Genomic DNA, 16,280 nt, shown 5'->3' with positions numbered 1-16,280 from the left:
CACCCTGGAAGTCAAATTCCTTTGTTTTCACACCATCACCCCAATAAATACTTCCAGGTAACTATTTATTAGTTCGTTTGTTAACTTCAATCGCAATGAACTCTGGCAAATAATTAGGCGTACAGCCCTTTGATACCATTTCGCCTTTATAAAGACCCGTTTCCTCACCCAGTTTAATACAACGCGCTCGATACTTTGGATCATAAACGCCGATCCAGCCTGTAATGAAATTCATAGCCCACTGAACTTCCGGTTCTTCCTGCACAATATTCGCTTCAATTGCTGTTAGTAAGTCTTCGGTGTTATCAGGTGGTGCTTGTCCAGTCCATCTCAATCTCGCTTGATAATACCAGAACGTTCGCCTTTGAAGAGCAGAAGGACTACTTTCCCATGACTCAATCAATGCAATGGTCTTCTTGTCTTTGGTGAGCTGATTAGCCATTAACCAATCCATTAAGTTATTTCGCTCATCAAAAGTATGAGTCTGCATATCCTGATCAAGCTTATCTAGCACCTCTTGTGAAAGAAGTTTTTTATCCATAATTAAGATTGCTAATAGTCTAGGCAAAAACTCTTCGGTTGACCAAAGTTCCATAGCTAGTTCGTGATCATTTTTAATTTCCTTTGCGATTTTTCGTAAGTCGCCTAGCTTCGTTTTACTATTAATCTGTGATAGGATGTCTGCTGCTTTTGAAGAACGCTTCATTTCTGAACCTTCATTCTTACTCATTTGACATCACAACTCCTTTATTAGAGCATTGTTTCAACAATATACCGCAAATAAATGTGTTAAACTACAACGAGAAGTGCCTATCTATACGAAGAAACGCTACACAACAGGATGTAGGCAGATTATACGCCACATATGGAGAAAGGGATCGCCATGAATAGTTCTCTGAAGCAACTGACGCAGTCATTATTAGTACCCGTCATTCCCGGTGGAATCATTACTATTCTTATATTTGTTTTGGATTACTTTCAATTCGAACTTGTTGAGAAATTTCTACTGTTTGCGGCTTTCGTCATTGTACCTCTGGTAATCTTGCTTTTGAAATATGACGAAAAGAATAAGCAGCAACGAATGGTTTATACTGTTATGAAGTGGCTTCAATTCCCTGCAGCGCTTCTTACCCTGGCCTCTGTGATGAGCAGTAAGATGTGGGGGTTTGAAAACACAGTTATACCAGGGATTTTCTCTCTTGGGTGGCTACTGTTCACATTACTACTTGGCCTCTATGGCTTGGCCACTATCGTGATTGCTAAAGGAAAAGCAGCGGAAATAGCAGTTGGCGCGGGGCTCGTTTATTTTTTTATCGGAGGAATTTGGTTTACCTTATATCAATATCAATTTAGCCTCTTTCAAGCCAATCCTTCAACACATGCATTAAGCTCGGTTCACTTTCATTTCTCATCTGCGATCGTTCCGATTTTTATTGGTGCACTGGGACGGATCATGACGAAAAAAAGCTGGTATCCCTGGGTCGTTGCCATTGATATCATTGGGCCCATATTGATTGCGATTGGTATGATTTTCTCCAAGCCCATTGAATACATCGGTGTCACGTTGTTCGCCTGCAATATTGTAGTTTACACTGCTTATCTCCTTGCATACTTGAGGAAAAACGCTTTGGATACTAAGGCAAGCTTCTTTTTAGTCCTTTCCTGCCTAGCCTTTTACACGGTTGTTGTTATTTCCATGTTCTATCCGTTACTTAAGAATATGTTTGCCTTAACCATACTAGATTTCATTCCCATTTATGGATCTCTGCATGCGTTTGGTTTTGTCTTATGCGGGTTGATTGGATGGGTGTACATGATGGACTTCATTAAGAAAAGAAGAGTGTCACGGAGAATAGATAAGATTGGTACATCTTTATGAGTGATTACATACAAAAACACGTAGTCTTCATCCTGTTACCCTTGCAACAATATGAATTAGCGAAGCAATTATAGAATTACCAATCGGCTATAATGAAGTAGTTTAGCCAGGTTCATGCTATAATGGTGTTCACCTGATTAACATTCATCATTCTGCCGAGATGGCGATGATTAAGGAGATTGAACTTTGACGAACAACCATGATATTGGAGCAGTTAACGAATTACCGGAAAACTTTGAAGAGCTCAAACGAGCGGCTAATCGGTCTTCAAGCTGGAGAGACAGACTGAATGCAGTGAACGAATTGGGAAACTGGGATACAGCCCCTACCATTAAATTGCTGCAAAATGTTCTAAAAAATGATCAAGTGTTTCAAGTGCGCGAAGCCGCATATCGCAAGCTCAAACAGTTGGATGAAGATGTACAAATGCCTGTCCAAAACAAAGGCGATCTGTTTAAAGGTCTTAACAAAGTTTTGCTGCGAATTAAAAAAAGCCTTCCTGAAGGTCACACATTTGAACAATTTAAGGAAAAGCTGCAAAAGACACGTCTGGATATCTATGATACCTACGAGGGCGACAAAGATGCTGAGTTCGATTCCTGGCTCCATGGAATTTGGGAGACACTAGGTAGAAAGTAGCCGCCGTTCATCGTATTATAGCTAAGTACAAAGCCACTCCAAAAAAATGGAGTGGCTTCTTTATTATTCAGGTATATAAGGAAGATCCAGCGTCTTCGGTACGTTGATAACATGCTTTTCTGTGTATGTGCGGATGCCTTCCGTGCCGTATTCTCGGCCAATACCAGATTGCTTAAAGCCACCGAATGGGAAGCGAACGTCGAGCCCCTGTACAGCAGCTGTATTGATCATGGTCGTTCCAGCTTCGAGTTGACGTGCGACGGAGATGGCATCTTCTTCTTTCCCCCACACAGAACTGGTCAATCCATATATGCTTTCATTGTGTAAATGAATAACCTGCTCTTCATCGTCAAATGGTAGGATTGGAACCGTAGGACCAAACTGTTCCTCCACGACAATCGGATCATGAGCATCACAACCCAAAACCAGCGTAGGTTGCAGGTAGTAACCTTGTTCAAACAGCTTCTGATCAAGAATTTGACCGAGAGGGATAACCTTAGCCCCGCGCTTTTGTGCATCTTCAACCAAACCCTGCACATAATCTCGCTGCTTCAGGTTATTAACTGGACCTACCGTCGTATTAGAATCGAATGGATCGCCAATTCGAATCCAGTGATTTGCCGCCGCTATATATTTTTCCACAAACGCATCATAAATAGACCGGTGTACATATACACGTTTGGCGATCATACAGATCTGGCCTGCCGTTAAGAAGTTAGAGATGACAATCCGGCGCATGGCTCGCTCATCATGAACATCAAAGCTTTCCAAGAAGATCGCCGCATCATTGCCGCCAAGCTCAAGTGTCATATCCTTAATCGTTTCCGAAGCAGCTTTGATAATATGCTTCGCTGTGGCGGTTCCACCTGTAAAGGTGATTTTAGACACAAGAGGATGACTCGTCAGTTCAACGCCCACATCCGCATCCCCATAAACGACATTGATTACACCAGCCGGGAATTCACTCGCGATAATCTCAGCCACTTTCGCTGCGGCCAGTGGTGCAAATGGGCTTGGTTTAAGCACAATCGTGTTGCCTGCAAGCAAGGCAGGTGCGATCTTAATCGTAGATAAAGCAATAGGGTAGTTCCATGGACTAATCGCTGCCACCACACCCATTGGATCATAAGAAAGAATCGTTTTACCATGGTCATGCTCTTGGATCTCTTCCTGTAGAGCTGATGTAGCTTCATTACAAGCAAACTCCATCCACATTAACGATACATAAATCTCACCGTGTGCATCATACAGGGGCTTACCATGCTCTCTAGACAGCAAATGAACAATTTCATTCTCAGCTGCTCTAATCTTCTCGATCGCCTTGCGCATCATAATAATGCGTTCATCCAAGGAGGTCTGCTTCCATGTTTTAAAAGCTCCTGCTGCCGCTTCAATCGCTTCAACCGCTTGTTCTTTCGTAGTGACAGGGAAATAACCTACGATCTCCGTTGGGTTTGTCGGATTCTCTTTTGCCAACTGCGAAAGGGATTTTACATTTTGACCATTAATGAACGCTTCAACGATAACTGTCTCTTGGTCTGCTTGTATCGTCATTTTACATCCCCTCCGTTATATAAATGGAACGAAAAATTATTTACACTAGCCACTCCAATGACAGAATAACCAACCGATCGCTGTTATCCCCAGATTTTTATTCCTTTTTTATAAGGCAAAATCCGGGTATAAAGGCGAGCGCTTCGCTTCTTCAGGTTTTTTCTGCCCTCTCCGTTTTGTGTAAATGTTTAGTTAAATTTATATATAGCTATTAATTCCAAACTTCTTCTGCAATTTCTTTCACATAACGAAGTTTCCGCCATTGTTGTTCTTCCGTTAAAATATTGCCTTCTTCTGTAGACGAGAAGCCACATTGTGGGCTCAAACAGAGTTGCTCAAGGGGTACATAGGTTGCCGCCTCTGCGATCCGAGCTTTAATTTGTTCTTTGTCCTCTAGCTCACCTGACTTGGATGTCAGTAAACCAAGCACGATTTTCAAATCTTTACGATTTACATATTTTAATGGCTCGAAACTACCTGAACGCTCATCATCAAATTCCAAAAATAATCCATCTACATTTAAGCCGCCAAAGATAATTTCAGAAGCGTAATCATAACCACCCGTTGAGAAATAGTTGGATTTATAGTTACCCCGACAAATATGCATCGTCACCACTAAATCTGCCGGTTTATGAGCCAACGTTTCGTTAATCATACGCTGCATCGTTTTCAACTCTTCTGCCGGTTCCAGACCTTTAGCACGTAGCTTATCGTGACCAGCTTCTGAGAATAGGTCTGCCCAAGCTGTGTCATCTAATTGCAGGTATCGACATCCCACATCATAGAAGGCTTGAATAGCTTTTTGATACGCCGCAATCGTATCCTGAAGGAATTGCTCTCGTTCTATATATATATTGGCTCCATTTTCCAATCGGTATAGGAGCATGTTGGGACTTGGAATGGTCTGTTTTGCCACTGCGTCACCTGCATGCTTTTTCAAAAACTTAAAATCCTCAACAAAGGGATGTGTAGAGAAATCAACCTTACCAATAACACGAATCCCGCCCTTGCGAGTCTGCATGTTATGGAACTGAGGTCCATCAATTTCCTCATATAGTTCTACGCCATCCAAGCCGCCCAGAAAGTCAAAGTGCCACCAGCTTCTACGGAATTCACCATCCGTAACTGCGGATACGCCATTTTCCTTTTGCTTTTCAATAATTCGAATAATCTCTTGATCTTCCACAGTTCTTAATTCTTCATATGTGATATTACCTAATTTATATTGTTCACGTGCCTGAGTTAAGTTTGCAGGACGTAGAAAGCTACCTACATGATCATTGCGAAATGGTATCATAAAAAAAATCTCCTTCTAACTTTTTAGTTTCCTGAGTATAGCATGATCAAGTGGGATGCTAGTTATATGAAAAATGCATGGCTGGTTATAGCTTTTAACAATAGCAAGGGGGACTCAAACAACAAAAAATCCACCTCTTGAAGAGGCTTTAAACTGCCGTACTTATATTGAGAGATTCATTACATTGAGTCGATTACGAAGCTAGTGGAAAGAACAAAGAAGGTCAACAGCTTCGAGTATTTTCCCAATGCATACCACATTTTTTCAACAATTTCTTTATATGCATGGTTGCTAGTCACTTCCATGACACCAATCAAAGAGATGGGGTAAGCAATAAAAAAACAATTTCAATTCCTGCAACGGCAAGCCATTCAAGCTAATTTACAGATGCGAAAGTCGATTGAATTATATTTAATTATTGACTTATTATGTAATTTATATATAATATATAACATATAAAATGTAAACACTTTATTATCCTTATAAACCAATTTTTGAACAGTTGGCCAACTTTCAAATATACCAAATTTTGAAGGGACGATCACAATGAAAAAGGTAGTTACAGCTTTATTGGTTACGGCATCCTTATTTGTAGGTAGCGTTTCATCTTTTGCATATTCTATAGATTCTTCAAATACAATTCCTACTAAAATGAATCCAGGAACCATAGTAGAGTATGACGAAACCAACCAAATGATTGTTATTGACCAAGGTAAACTAGTAACACTGCCTTCTATTTATCAAAGCCAAATAACCCAGTTCAGTTCAGCAAAGGTAGATATAGAACAACTACAATCAGAAGAAGAATTTGTTGAGCAAATCAAAGAAGAAGCTAAAGATTTACCGGTATATAAAATAGAAAATCCTCTTCCACAACCGGGGTTGAGAGTTTTATACGATGGCGAAGGTTATATAAAAGAATTTATATATCCTCAGGAAAACGTCTTCGCATTAGCAGCATATAAAGCATTACCTAGAGGAACTAGAAAGGCAGCCGGTACTTATACTTACGGTAGTAATAATAATAAAATCACAATAACATCCAGTACTGTTCTTGGAGAAGGCCGTTTTACAAATTTCACTGATACTACTGGTGAAAACAGCAATACACTCAAAAAAGGTGATGCTGCAACGAGGGGCGATATAGATAATCCTAAATATGAACAGGTACTGGATGCGCGAAACTTGGATAATAATGTATTTGCTAATGTTACCAAAAGAGATAACGGAGCACTTCCTGACGCTACATTAGATATTTGGAAAACAGGTGTAGAACTATTTGATTTAAAATGGTCTTCTTCTCTTTCATTTAAAGGTAGATACTTCTACTCATTCTAAATTTAAAGTATTAAAGGAGGGGGCGGAATTCTTCGCCTCCTTATCAAATTTTTAAAAGGGTGATCATTTATGCGAATAGAGTATTCGAAAAATTACTTCTTTCTATTTTTGTTTGTTTTACTCATTTTAATTTCAGGATGCAGTAATGATGCAACAAATGTAAAAAAACCTTCTGTCGATATAAAAAATACTGTTTCACAATCCCGTGAATATCTCTCCATCACTAACACCGAATACGTCAATGGAACAGATCCCAATGATGGAATGAAAATGAATGTGTATACATACGACTTACAGTCCAAAGCTCTCAACAAAATGACTGACTTACCATATAACTCTCAATATCCTCTGACCGTAGTTTCTTTGGCCGAAGACACCACCTATTATTCGGGCGAAGGCAAAAGTAAAGGCGACGAGTTATTCGCTTATGATATGAAAACACAGCAGGTGCAGCAATTAAGCTCCAATTTATTTGCGATTAATTCAATTATCCCGGATGTCACTGAGAATACACTAATGATGGCTGCTGTGCAAAAAGGAGAACGCCCTGTAAAAGTCATGTTTCTGGATAAAGCAACTCAAAAAATCTCGATATTAAATGAACAAGATTCAGATACGACCACATGGGACATCGCCTATGATCCGGAAACAGAAAAAGGATACGCCATTCAATATTCTGAGGATGAACAATACGAGCAGATGGAAAAGTCAAATCAGACCCAAAAACCGATGGTTCCACCGAGTCATACCATTATCGAAATTGATCCCGTATCGAAACAAACTCGTGCAATAATTAAACTTAAAGATGAACAGATTCTCACTCTATCTGCCAGAGGAAACCAGCTTCTTATAGCAACTGCAAAATACATCAATAAGATGCCTATCGAATATAGTCTGGTAGACCTGAAGACAGGACAAAGAAAGGAACTTCATCTTCCGATTAAAGCTAGCAGTGAATTGTTTCTGGACAAAGACGGTAACGGGTTTTATTTTCTCGGGGAAAAAGGAAATGGAAATACCGAGCGAGGTATTTATTATTATGATATGAAAACGGACAAGATTGAGACTGTTTTCTTGCAAAAAGAAGGGTTCATCAATAACTTCACGCTAGTATCTGAACTGAACTAACCTGACAAATATCGTCAGAGCAGCTTTACTTGATTCACCATCCTGAAAGAAGCGCTAGAACTAAAAATGCCATTCAACACTTAGACTCTTTAGATCTATTAGATCAGGTCAGTACTAGAATAGAAGTAGCACGTCGGAATTCATTTATTGACAAAAAGTTATTTCAATTAAAAACATTTTAAATGAGTTAGTTAAAGAATTTCGGCAAAACGATCTAATGAATATACATCATAAATTTCGCCCTACTTGTGGTACGGTTCATTCCGATTGATCTTCACCGCGCGATAAATCTGCTCCACCAGCACCAGCCGCATAAGCTGATGCGGCAGGGTCATGCGCCCGAAGCTCAAGCGCTGCTTCGCGCGGCGCAACACCTTATCGGAGAGCCCATGGCTTCCTCCGATAACAAACACGACATGGCTCGTCCCATACGTGCCGAGCTTGTCGATCTCCATAGCCAGCTCCTCTGAACTCCAGAGCTGGCCATCCAGTGCGAGCGCGACAACATGCGCCTCGCTCTTCACATGCGCGAGGATGCGTTCGCCCTCGCGCTCTTTCACCGCCCGTACCTCAGCTTCGCTCAGGGTATCGGGTGCTTTCTCATCTGCGACCTCGATCATCTGAAACTTGATGTACGGGGCGAGCCGCTTGGCATATTCCTGAATGCCAAGCGTTAAATATTTTTCCTTCAATTTGCCTACGCCAATAATTTGAATAAACATGAATATCCATTCCTCCTAAATGTCCTGCAAAAGAATCTATAAGTAAAATGCATCACCGCATCGTTTAATCTACCTGTTTCAGCTACACGTTATATCTTCGCACCCGCATAATTTAACGAACCTCACACACCTTATTTAGCCCATTTTAGCTTCTTTTAAAATCTAAGGAATCTCACACACGCTAATGCAGTAGAAACAAGCTTTTCCCACCACTTTCAAGATCATTTCAGTAAAATAGCGTGTCTACGATTCGTTAGATTTCAACCAGGGAGTATTAGCACCATATAAGAGGTCTCAGATTCGTTAGAGCTCCACAGTTACTCTACTGCACAGCTACAACAATATTACTGCAAAGTTACCACCATACTACAGCACACAACGCTATCACTCACCCGACACAACTCCCACCTCAAAGTAGGCTTCCACTACGCGGCTAAGCACCCTATCATTATTACCTCAACGCATTAATCCGCAAGGCGCTAGCCACCTTCCATAACCAACTCGTTAAGGCGCATGCCAGGCAGGACACGCATGTAGTGTAATCAGGTTTCTTTATCCCCACCTCATCACTCCAACGCCCCATCTTCTCCTACCAAAAAAGCAAAAAGAGCGCTCAACACGCTCTCTTCGCTCCTTGCTGTGATGTTCATACCGGATGGAAAGTGAGTTCCAGCCTAAAGCGCCACCTATGCCACGCCTTCTGCAGTCTAACAATTCCTACAGTACGCTAAACGACAAGAAATTCCGCATGCTGCTCGCACTCAGCGCACTTCGCAGGCGGATCCCAGTCGGCAAATTCCGTCTCCTTCAAATCCACGATATCTGGAGCGTCCTCATACTCATCGACAAACTTGTCGATCGCAATGTCCACGTGTTCTTTGCATACAACGTACATCCGTTCAAGCATCCTTTCTGTAACCAGCTATGCTCCCGATTCACAACCGCTTATCCATATAGGATAGCCACTTCTCTGTTCTATCACACCTGGGACGTAAAAGAAACCCCTTATAGAATATTCCCGCATAGATCGGTTGAAAATACATAGCCAAAATGAACCAGCCCCAGCTAAGGTGAACGCTCACCCACCACATCCAAACACAAAAACAACACCCCTCCCCTAACTAAAGGGGCAGATGTTGCTCTTGAGTTCACTGCCTATGCCATATTAGAACAAGATTCATCAATCTAACCATGGAATAAACCATGCCTTAATTTATGTCCTCTTATGGCCAAGAAATTTCACCTTTGATCACCTGAGCACTCGTTTCCAAATCACCTGTATTGGTGAAGTCCGGATACGCCTTTTCCATTGTTGCAATTAGCTCTTTGGAATCTTTGGCTTTCTCTGCTTCTGCTTCAAACTTTGCAATATAATCGCGGGTAAACGTCACACTGGATAGATCTCCGGCACTGGTTCCCACATAGTGACCTGGAATCACTCGCTCAGGGTTCAGAGCAGTAATTTCATCCAACAGTTCACGCCACTCATTACGGCTCTCTGGTGTTTGATTATCTGCCATCCAGACATGTACGTTCTCGTACACAGGAACGCCGCCCAGAATCGTTTTAATGGATGGGATCCACAAGAAGGTGTGCGACGGATCAGAACCATCCAGACCAATGATATCAACGGCTTGTCCATCTACCGTGAACTGTTTGCCGTCGAAGACATCAGGAACAATCTGTGCTGTTGGCGCATTTTCCTTCAGGATCGGATTCCAGTAATCATTTTTCACTTGGATCGTTTCTTTGATGCCCTCCACCGTTCCTGGCGTTGCGACAATCTTCACATCTGGGAATGCTTCACGGATGACCGACAGACCGAAGTAATAATCTGGATCTTTATGGCTGATAAATACGGTCGTAAGTTTCTTACCTGTATCCTTAATCATTTTCACCAGTTGCTCCGCATCATTCTTCTGGAACTGAGCATCGACGAGCACCACCTCAGTAGGCCCTTCAATCAGGTTAGAGGAAACACCAAAAATACTTTTCTCCCTGGGTTAAATGTAGTCACATTAAGCTCAGTCGTTGATGTATCTGCTTCATCGCCCGTTGTATTGTTAGCACTGGCCGCGTTGGACGAGGTGTCTGTCGTATTTTCGGTTTTACTTGATGTACTTGTACAAGCGCTCAAAATTAACATGATACTGAGGAGTAGCATGACTCCAATGGATGATTTTTTACGAAACACTTTATTCATCTTCCTCTCATAATACTGTCGCCAGTTAGATTAATAAGGCACAGTGCAGTATGTTTTTAATTTTGGTTTTGCATTTTTGGTTAAACGTCTTATCTTTGCTTTTTGGATTTTGCTTTTTGGATTTTGCTCTTTAGATTTTGCTTTTTGGGTTAGCGTTTTGCTTACCCTTTTTGGATATTACATTTTAATCTAGCTTTTGCTCCTACGATGTCTACATTTCAAACCTTGACTTCACATTTAACATTGAACGATGACGAACATAATTGAATTCATAACACACAATGCAATACACACAACGCTCTCTTACTTTGATCAAACAAGACCCCTTCCCACTTTTATGTAACTATTACAGTTACAACTTTTAATATGTGACTATTATAGTTACAACTTAAGTTTCATGTCAAGGACTTATCTCTACAATTTTTCAAAAATCTAAAGTTTAAGCTCTTCTCTAGCAAGCATCTTTCGCTCCAATAGGTGTACCCAAATCAACCGAAGGCACTACTCTCATCGGAAGTTGTATAACCCAAACTCTTGTATACTCTCATTTTGACAGCCTACTTTTAAGACATAAATCCCACAAAATACTCATCACAAAAAAACCAACCAGAATATTCTGATTGGTTCTCTTCATAAACCCATTTTCTATTATTGCAGCCCAGATTGAGCCTTTGTCAGCAATTTGCCACTTTGAAAAGCAATAACCGCATTCGCTCCCGTATCCCCGGTACCTTTATAGTTGTAGACAACCATATTCTCGGCTTCACTCAACGCTTCACCTTCGCCGCCGAGGATCGCGATCACTTCCTCAACCGTCATGCCCACCTCAAGCTTTTCGTACTGAGCAAAGGTGATCAGCACCCCATCGCCCTTTCCTGCCGATCCATTATTAGTAGGTGCGCCTGTAGCCGTCCCTCCGGTTTCAGTCGCAGTGGACACCGTCGTACTGAGCTCATTCAGCTTTTTCTCCAGCTCCGCAATCTTATTATCCTGCTCCCCGCTCTTCTGAACCTGCTCCGCAAGCCGCTGCTCTAGACCTGCAATCTTATCCTCCAACCCATTCGTATCCACAGCCCCCGGTGTAGCTTCCTTCGAAGTGCATGCAGATAAGAGAGTCAGCGACACAAGTAGAGCCGTTCCCCCCAGCATTCCTTTCATTGTACGTTTCATGATTGAATAACCCCTCTTCTATGATTTAGAACATCCAGATCGTCAAAGACCTGTTACTTGCACACCCGTGCATTACAAACACATTGACAATAGTTTATCATAGCAAAGGTCTAATGTAACTGAGTCTTAGGCTCTGATCCTGTCCGATCATTTGTCAAAAGAATAACCTCTGTCCCGGTATACTGAGCCATTTCGACAGCAAATCAATAGTAACAACCATGAATCTAGCAGTACATTTCTCGCTCATAATTAAACTTATCCTATCAAGTTAAAAAAAGAGCTGATCAGCGACCTGACCAGCTCTTTCTATTATTCCCTAACACGATCTCACCATAGTCTGTGTTAGATATCTGTTTTACTCCGGTTTATCCGACAGCTTCACCGATACCTTCTCGGCTTTGCCGTCCCGGTAGAAGGTTACCTCAATCGTATCGCCGATTTTCTTCTTATCGTACAGATATTTACGAAGATCGAGCGTAGAGGTAATTTTTTGCCCGTCAAATTCAGTAATAACATCGTTCAGCTTCATACCCGCTTCCGATGCAGGACCCGATGCTTCGAGCACGACCACACCGCTATCAACGTGAGATGGTAGTTTCAGATCCTTACGCTGCTCGTCGTCTAGTGGAGCATAAGGATTGCTCAGATCGACAGTGTACACGCCCAGGTATGGACGGGATACTTTACCGTGTAACAATAGCGAATCGACAGTCTTCATCACTTCGTTCATCGGAATCGCAAATCCAAGACCTTCAACGCCCGTATCCGATATCTTCATCGTGTTAATGCCGACCACTTTGCCGTTCAGATCAACCAGTGCACCGCCGCTATTGCCTTCGTTGATCGCTGCATCTGTCTGAATAACATTCTGCTCCCAGTCATACACGCCGTCCTGATTAATCGACACGGGTAGAATGCGATCAGTATAACTCACAATCCCGGATGTCAGTGTACCGCCCAGACCGAGCGGGTTACCAATGGCAAGTACGGTCTGACCTCGTTTAAGCTTGCTGGAATCGCCAATCTCCGCTACAGCTCCTAGCCCTTTATCCTCTGTCGACAGCACCGCAATATCGCTCACCCGGTCTTTGCCAACCAGCTTCGCCTTATGTGTCTCTCCGTCCACCGTTACGATCTCAAGATCACTCGCACCTTCCACCACATGGTGGTTGGTCATAATGTAGGCTGTGCCCTCTTCCTTCTTGAAAATGACACCTGACCCTAGCGCCGAGTCCTCCATAGAAAGGCTACTGCCCGTTTTATGATTCACAATGCTAACCACAGAAGGGCGCACCTTCTCAGCTGCCTGAATGATTCGGTCGTACGGATCAACAGCTTGAGCTGAGGGCGCACCGCCACCTGCACCATTGCCTATCGCCGCATTGGATAACGGTACAGACGCTGGCTGCATGATGAAGCTGAACAGGGTAACGGTAACGATGGAGCTGATCACGGAACTGATCACGGCTACTTTGACCGTGGAGCTAATACCCGAGCGCGATTTGCGCGGATTCTGCCACCGATCACGCCCTCCTGGGCGGAGAATCTGAAGTTTGCCCTTCTGCACAGGTTCGGCGCGTCTTGAAACTTTAGTTGAATAAAAATCGTCTCCGAACAATCCCATCGTGATCCTCTCCCCTTCGTTGTCACGCATCAAGATCCTGACTGTCGCCTGATCATTGTCGCATGGGACGACGATAGTGTTCTCACATACCCCACTCCGCCGACAGATGAGCTTCCGATTGCTGTCATCCCCAGACTTCTTTGAACCCTGTAGTAAAGGTGTAATCCGGGGATAAAGGTGAGTCATTGCTTCCGAAACAAGTTCCTTTCAGAAAGCTCTGAGCTCCGCTCCTCCAGCTTCGTTCTGTGTCCTCCGTTACGTGCGTGGCGTAAATGCCAGCTCTTTCCCCATGCTCTCTTGCATTTTTCAAAATCTTTCTGCATATCGCTGCACTCCCAAGTACACGAAATGAAGCGTCTATGTACAACAGAATGGATCTCCCATTCTGCCAGTGACTCTATCAATCACGCTCTCGCTTTATTTGATATGCCAATACACTCACCAGTTCGCTCACATTCCAGCCTATTTCCAAGTGCTCCTTATATACTAAACACGTTATATCTGAAAAAGTTGCATAAATACGAAGAATAACGTAAATTTCCGCTAATTTGCAGCTATCGATAAAGATCCATACTATATCTATCACCACAAAATCCCGTTCGCTAAGCGCAAATTTACCCTTTCAGGCAAACTTTTTCTCATCCGATAGGCTACTGTTTCAGCATACACGGCCTCTTCTTTCATTTATAGCGGCAAAAAGAGGAATGTTTTCCAACCAGCCTGACTACAATAATAGTATAAAGTTTGTTCAAAGTCGGCATTTGGTACCGACGGATGCCCACAGGCGTCTTGACACCAATTTGCCTAATTGCACTCTCATTTTAAGAAAAGAATTCGAAGGTTCATAGAAGGAGGATTCGCTTATGGAACGCACACGTACACTCACAGCCATGGAAGAGGTTCATATGGCGGCCAAGCTAGCCGATCTCAAAGAAGAGCATTACCGCAATACATTAGCCCTAAGCACCATCATTGAGCTGCTCGTGGACAAAGGCATCCTAACCCGCGAAGAAGTAGAGCGCAAAGCCGCTGAGCTAGACAGCTTTATGGCTCACCCACCCTATCCCATGGTGTAGGACGGTCATAATACGTATCACAGAGTTTGAACTCATGATCCCGATAGAAGCATCCACGACTCTCCATCGCATCGCGCACGGTCATTTTCGCCAGATCCATCATATTATGATCCCGGCTGAGATGTGCAAGATACGTGCGCTTGATGCGTCCATTCATCAATTCACTAAGTGCTGCCCCTGCTGCTTCATTCGACAAATGCCCGATATCGCTTAAGATTCGGCGCTTCGTATTCCACGGATAACGTCCCATCCGCAGCAATTCGACGTCATGATTCGATTCGAGCACAAGCACGTCAGAATTCGAGATAGCATCGCGAACCTTGTCGCTCATATAGCCCAGGTCTGTCGCAACAGACAGCTTCTCACTACCATCATCGAACGTATAACCCACAGGTTCTGCTGCATCATGTGAGATGCCGAAAGACTCCACGCGCAGCGAGCCAAAATCATGCTTCTCACCTGTTTCAAATATCCGCCGGTTCTCCTCCGGAATGGCTCCAACAGACTTCTCCAGCGCCGCCCACGTATTGGTGTTTGCATAGATTGGTAAATTATATTTCCGAGACATCGCGCCTAGTCCTTTAATGTGATCGGAATGTTCATGTGTGACCAGAATGCCGTCCAGCTCTGTTCCTGCGATCTCCCGTTCCTGGAACAGTGCATCCAGTCGCTTCGCACTGAGGCCTGCATCAATCATAAGTGACGTGCCTCCATGCTGTATGACTGTGGCGTTTCCTGTAGAACCACTAGACAATACGGTAAAATAAATCCCCATAACTCATTACTCCCCTGGTTTATCTGTCTTGGGACTGAATACATCCCCACTGATGCCCTGCACGTACAACACTTCGCCACTTTCCAGCACGAATCGCCATGCCGGCATCGCAACTTGTAGATCTGAATTGAACAACTGGCCGTAATAGCCAAGCTGAATATCTTTGACGATGGAATCGTTGGGCAAAAAGTTCTCGATCAGCGTACCCAGCGCCTTCGACGCCGGAAGCACCTGCTGCTCGCTCTCCTCCGCTGTCGTAATTTTCACCGGAGTCTGACGATAACCTGTAATCTTCTGGTCGCTGTAGAATAGCTCCAGACTGACATTGAAGAGCGGCCATTTGCTATCCACCAATGGATGAAGGACAAATGCCCCATCCTCCGCCATCAGTTGATCCAGCCGGTACGTGCCGATCTGCGGAATCTCATCTTGCAGCGCATCCTCCAGCTCACTTTGTGAGAAGATTAGCTTGCTGTCTACAGGCTGTTCCAGGTCAACACGAATACCTGCCTCTTCCTCTTCTATGAATTCATAGGATAGCTTCGGTAGTTTCGGTGTTTCATTCGGGATAGGTGCGAGCACCTGAATCCCCTTCTCTTCCATCGCCTGTTGTGTATTATCTGCCAGCGAGGTGAAGTCCAGATTGGCTCCGGCCGTCTCCCGTGCATCCATCCAGATCTGATATCCCAACACTAGGTTCAGCAGCAGAAAGGCATAGATTAATACATTTTTCGCCCGTCCCCAATCCAAAACGTTCACCTCCATCAGTTAACTAGGTCGTGTCTGAAAACTCACTAAATGAAATACTTGTTTCTTAACGAACTCCACACGTCTTATTAGCTCCATTTTCCGCAAGTTTCTAATCTAACGAATTG

16 protein-coding genes are annotated in these 16,280 nt (G+C 43.3%); 5 read left to right on the top strand and 11 right to left on the bottom strand.

The window, feature by feature from the left end; genetic code table 11:
- Positions 1–61 precede the first annotated feature (61 nt).
- A complete protein-coding gene (locus M3636_RS15450) occupies positions 62–730 on the bottom strand; it encodes a DNA alkylation repair protein (protein ID WP_251383113.1) in 669 nt (222 codons plus the stop codon).
- A gap of 153 nt (positions 731–883) precedes the next feature.
- On the opposite strand from M3636_RS15450, the gene M3636_RS15445 reads away from it, so the two are divergent.
- Together M3636_RS15445 and M3636_RS15440 are read left to right on the top strand one after the other, a co-directional pair.
- Positions 884–1,879: a YndJ family transporter gene (locus M3636_RS15445; RefSeq protein ID WP_251383112.1), complete on the top strand. Its 996-nt coding sequence runs from the start codon at positions 884–886 to the stop codon at positions 1,877–1,879.
- A gap of 186 nt (positions 1,880–2,065) precedes the next feature.
- The gene (locus M3636_RS15440) at positions 2,066–2,518 is read left to right on the top strand and encodes a HEAT repeat domain-containing protein (RefSeq protein WP_145410848.1); all 453 of its coding nucleotides are present in this window, start codon (positions 2,066–2,068) and stop codon (positions 2,516–2,518) included.
- Between the two features lie 63 nt (positions 2,519–2,581).
- Here M3636_RS15440 and M3636_RS15435 read toward each other — a convergent pair whose 3' ends face one another.
- Complete coding sequence (locus tag M3636_RS15435; RefSeq protein ID WP_251383111.1) at positions 2,582–4,072, bottom strand: aldehyde dehydrogenase family protein; 1,491 nt, start codon at positions 4,070–4,072, stop codon at positions 2,582–2,584.
- A gap of 211 nt (positions 4,073–4,283) precedes the next feature.
- Positions 4,284–5,369 carry a 5-methyltetrahydropteroyltriglutamate--homocysteine S-methyltransferase gene (locus tag M3636_RS15430; protein WP_251383110.1) on the bottom strand — a complete coding sequence of 362 codons (1,086 nt, stop codon included), beginning with the start codon at positions 5,367–5,369 and terminating at the stop codon, positions 4,284–4,286.
- 546 nt (positions 5,370–5,915) lie between these two features.
- On the opposite strand from M3636_RS15430, the gene M3636_RS15425 reads away from it, so the two are divergent.
- Both M3636_RS15425 and M3636_RS15420 read left to right on the top strand, forming a co-directional pair.
- Complete coding sequence (locus M3636_RS15425; protein ID WP_128104195.1) at positions 5,916–6,707, top strand: hypothetical protein; 792 nt, start codon at positions 5,916–5,918, stop codon at positions 6,705–6,707.
- Between the two features lie 69 nt (positions 6,708–6,776).
- Positions 6,777–7,835: a hypothetical protein gene (locus tag M3636_RS15420; protein WP_251383109.1), complete on the top strand. Its 1,059-nt coding sequence runs from the start codon at positions 6,777–6,779 to the stop codon at positions 7,833–7,835.
- Between the two features lie 242 nt (positions 7,836–8,077).
- Here M3636_RS15420 and rlmH read toward each other — a convergent pair whose 3' ends face one another.
- The 6 genes from rlmH to M3636_RS15390 all read right to left on the bottom strand — a co-directional run bounded on the left by rlmH (position 8,078) and on the right by M3636_RS15390 (position 13,554).
- A complete protein-coding gene (rlmH, locus tag M3636_RS15415) occupies positions 8,078–8,557 on the bottom strand; it encodes a 23S rRNA (pseudouridine(1915)-N(3))-methyltransferase RlmH (protein WP_251383108.1) in 480 nt (159 codons plus the stop codon).
- Between the two features lie 727 nt (positions 8,558–9,284).
- Positions 9,285–9,452 (bottom strand): CxxH/CxxC protein, encoded by a 168-nt coding sequence (locus tag M3636_RS15410; protein ID WP_082560598.1) that lies wholly within the window; start codon positions 9,450–9,452, stop codon positions 9,285–9,287.
- 328 nt (positions 9,453–9,780) lie between these two features.
- Positions 9,781–10,503 (bottom strand): MBL fold metallo-hydrolase, encoded by a 723-nt coding sequence (locus M3636_RS15405; protein ID WP_251383107.1) that lies wholly within the window; start codon positions 10,501–10,503, stop codon positions 9,781–9,783.
- Positions 10,504–10,520: 17 nt separating this feature from the next.
- Positions 10,521–10,760 (bottom strand): hypothetical protein, encoded by a 240-nt coding sequence (locus M3636_RS15400; RefSeq protein ID WP_251383106.1) that lies wholly within the window; start codon positions 10,758–10,760, stop codon positions 10,521–10,523.
- 648 nt (positions 10,761–11,408) lie between these two features.
- Positions 11,409–11,930 (bottom strand): hypothetical protein, encoded by a 522-nt coding sequence (locus M3636_RS15395; protein WP_251383105.1) that lies wholly within the window; start codon positions 11,928–11,930, stop codon positions 11,409–11,411.
- Between the two features lie 355 nt (positions 11,931–12,285).
- Positions 12,286–13,554, bottom strand: coding sequence for a S1C family serine protease (locus tag M3636_RS15390; protein WP_128104207.1), 1,269 nt, complete (start codon positions 13,552–13,554; stop codon positions 12,286–12,288).
- Between the two features lie 863 nt (positions 13,555–14,417).
- Here M3636_RS15390 and M3636_RS15385 point away from each other — a divergent pair.
- On the top strand, positions 14,418–14,630 hold the full coding sequence (locus M3636_RS15385; RefSeq protein ID WP_056697491.1) for a hypothetical protein: 213 nt from the start codon (positions 14,418–14,420) through the stop codon (positions 14,628–14,630).
- Here the strand turns inward: M3636_RS15385 and M3636_RS15380 are convergent.
- Both M3636_RS15380 and yycI read right to left on the bottom strand, forming a co-directional pair.
- Positions 14,599–15,405, bottom strand: coding sequence for an MBL fold metallo-hydrolase (locus M3636_RS15380; protein ID WP_056697493.1), 807 nt, complete (start codon positions 15,403–15,405; stop codon positions 14,599–14,601). The two genes, M3636_RS15385 and M3636_RS15380, sit on opposite strands and share 32 nt — an antisense overlap.
- Before the next feature lie 6 nt (positions 15,406–15,411).
- Positions 15,412–16,155: a two-component system regulatory protein YycI gene (gene yycI, locus M3636_RS15375; protein ID WP_145410157.1), complete on the bottom strand. Its 744-nt coding sequence runs from the start codon at positions 16,153–16,155 to the stop codon at positions 15,412–15,414.
- Positions 16,156–16,280 lie beyond the last annotated feature (125 nt).

This window comes from Paenibacillus sp. MER 99-2, from assembly GCF_023714095.1.
Classification (GTDB): domain Bacteria; phylum Bacillota; class Bacilli; order Paenibacillales; family Paenibacillaceae; genus Paenibacillus.
This window is presented reverse-complemented; position numbering and strand designations above follow the sequence as displayed.

Excerpts from the sequence above, each read along its gene's own strand:
- M3636_RS15390 (WP_128104207.1), bottom strand. The coding sequence starts at position 13,554 with ATGGGATTGTTCGGAGACGATTTTTATTCAACTAAAGTTTCAAGACGC.
- rlmH (WP_251383108.1), bottom strand. The coding sequence starts at position 8,557 with ATGTTTATTCAAATTATTGGCGTAGGCAAATTGAAGGAAAAATATTTA.
- M3636_RS15445 (WP_251383112.1), top strand. The coding sequence starts at position 884 with ATGAATAGTTCTCTGAAGCAACTGACGCAGTCATTATTAGTACCCGTC.
- M3636_RS15385 (WP_056697491.1), top strand. The coding sequence starts at position 14,418 with ATGGAACGCACACGTACACTCACAGCCATGGAAGAGGTTCATATGGCG.
- M3636_RS15395 (WP_251383105.1), bottom strand. The coding sequence starts at position 11,930 with ATGAAACGTACAATGAAAGGAATGCTGGGGGGAACGGCTCTACTTGTG.
- M3636_RS15410 (WP_082560598.1), bottom strand. The coding sequence starts at position 9,452 with ATGTACGTTGTATGCAAAGAACACGTGGACATTGCGATCGACAAGTTT.
- M3636_RS15450 (WP_251383113.1), bottom strand. The coding sequence starts at position 730 with ATGAGTAAGAATGAAGGTTCAGAAATGAAGCGTTCTTCAAAAGCAGCA.
- M3636_RS15400 (WP_251383106.1), bottom strand. The coding sequence starts at position 10,760 with ATGAATAAAGTGTTTCGTAAAAAATCATCCATTGGAGTCATGCTACTC.
- M3636_RS15380 (WP_056697493.1), bottom strand. The coding sequence starts at position 15,405 with ATGGGGATTTATTTTACCGTATTGTCTAGTGGTTCTACAGGAAACGCC.
- M3636_RS15435 (WP_251383111.1), bottom strand. The coding sequence starts at position 4,072 with ATGACGATACAAGCAGACCAAGAGACAGTTATCGTTGAAGCGTTCATT.
- M3636_RS15420 (WP_251383109.1), top strand. The coding sequence starts at position 6,777 with ATGCGAATAGAGTATTCGAAAAATTACTTCTTTCTATTTTTGTTTGTT.
- M3636_RS15425 (WP_128104195.1), top strand. The coding sequence starts at position 5,916 with ATGAAAAAGGTAGTTACAGCTTTATTGGTTACGGCATCCTTATTTGTA.
- M3636_RS15430 (WP_251383110.1), bottom strand. The coding sequence starts at position 5,369 with ATGATACCATTTCGCAATGATCATGTAGGTAGCTTTCTACGTCCTGCA.